The sequence below is a fragment of the Ideonella sp. P3_A4 genome, assembly GCF_056403075.1.
In genome coordinates this window covers 1-1,738 of record NZ_JBFUGE010000934.1, presented here as the reverse complement: position 1 = coordinate 1,738, position 1,738 = coordinate 1, and the positions used below count along the sequence as shown (strand labels likewise).

Genomic DNA, 1,738 nt, shown 5'->3' with positions numbered 1-1,738 from the left:
CCTGCGTGCTCGGCATGCGAATGTCGCCGCTGGGCCGCTGGCCGGGGAAGATGCTGTCGATCGCCAGGTAGCCGCGCAGGTAGGCGGCCTCTTTGTCGACTCCGCTGGTGGTCGCCGCGGCGCGGCCGGCGCTGCGCACTTCTTCGACCAGCATCTGGTTCAGCCAGCCGATCTGCCGCTCGACCGGCAGCGCCTCGAACGCGACGATGGCCTGGTCGAGCGCGAGCTGCTGGCCGGTGGTCTGCTTCAGCCATTGCAGCAATGCCTGCGCATAACGCGGCGTGTCAGTGGTGGCGACCTGCGCCACGAAGCCGTGCCGACTGTCGGCCGACAGCGTGGCGAAGCGGCCGGTCAGCAGCGCACCCGGCGCCGCGTCCTGGCGCGCCGGTGTCATCTTGGCGAACTGCGCGATGGCTGCGTCGTCGCTGAGGTTGCTGTTGCCAGGCAGGCTGCGCACATAGCCGGCGAGCGCCTGGTTGTAGGCGGCATCGCCCATCAGGGCCTTGACGGCGGCGAGCTGCTCGGTGGGGCTCTTCGCGTCGAAGGCCTTGGCCTCTGCGCTGTCGAGCTTCACCGCGGTGCCGTCCTTGGCCGTCAGCAGCGCGTAGAGGTCACCGGCACGTTCGGCCAGTGCCGAGCTGCCGACGACCGCAAAGCCCCGCGCGATGGCCTGGGTGTAGTCGACACCGTCGCTGCGCAGGCCGGCCACCAGCGTGACCGATGCGCTTTGCGCGGGCAGCAGGCCGTTGGTGGTGTTGCCGGTCGACATCACGCCGGAGCCGAGGTTGCCCGACTGCGCACCGAGGTCGATGTCCCGACCGGCCAGCAGGCTGACGTCGCCGGGACCGGAGACCTGCAATGCACCGTAGGCACCCGGCAGCCGGGCGTCGTGGAAGGCAATGTCGCGACCCGCCTTCAGCAGCGTCTGCTCATCCCAGGCGCCGGTGGTGGCGTCGGGCTGGTGTTGCGCGTAAACGCGGCCGCTGAGGAACAGGTCGTGGCCTGCCACCAGCCGCAAGGGGCGGGCCGATTGGACGCCGCGGCTGCCGTTGAACGCCAGGTCGCCACTGCCGGCCACGAATTGCACGGCGCTGCGGCCGCTCTGGTCGAGCATCGAGACGCCGTCGGTCAACACGCCGCCGACTTCGGCGATGCTCTCGTCGGCAGTTTGCCAATAGGCGCCGGGGCGTTGCGAGGTCTGGGTGGCGTTGACGATGATCGCGCTGTTGACCGTCAACGAGCCGCCGGCCAGCACCGTCAGTTCACCGTCGCGTTGCGGCTGCTGGATGAACGTGGATTCGCCCAGCACCACATCGCCGGAGGGGGCGGCGATCCGGGTGCGGTCGGGCAGCGCGATCAGGTTGACGTTGTCCTGGTTGGTCGGGACGAAGCCGGTGTACTTGAACGTGAAGTCGCCGGCGGCCGACACGATGGACGCCGAGGCGTCTCCATCCAGGCCCTGGATGTTGTGCGCCTGGTTGATGTCGCCGCCGCGGTCGTAGTCGGCAAAGCGGCTGCTCAACTGGGCCAGCGTCACGTCGCCGCGTGCGTTGACCTGGGTGGCGCCGTTCTCGAAATACAGGCGCGTGCCGGGCTGGTTGGCCGGGTTGAACGAGCGCGCAGCGACATCGCGGCCCGCCTGCAACGACAGCAGCGCGCCGCCGCTTTCGTACACGCCGTCGACGATGTCGCGGCCGGCCTGCACACGGACGCTGCCGCCATTGACGTGGTGCTCCTG

The 1,738-nt window shown here is 69.6% G+C and carries 1 protein-coding gene; it reads right to left on the bottom strand.

Annotation, left to right across the window (positions count from 1 at the left end):
* A partial coding sequence (locus AC1DYI_RS34580) for a hypothetical protein (RefSeq protein ID WP_477208621.1) occupies positions 1-1,738 on the bottom strand: 1,738 nt, incomplete at both ends.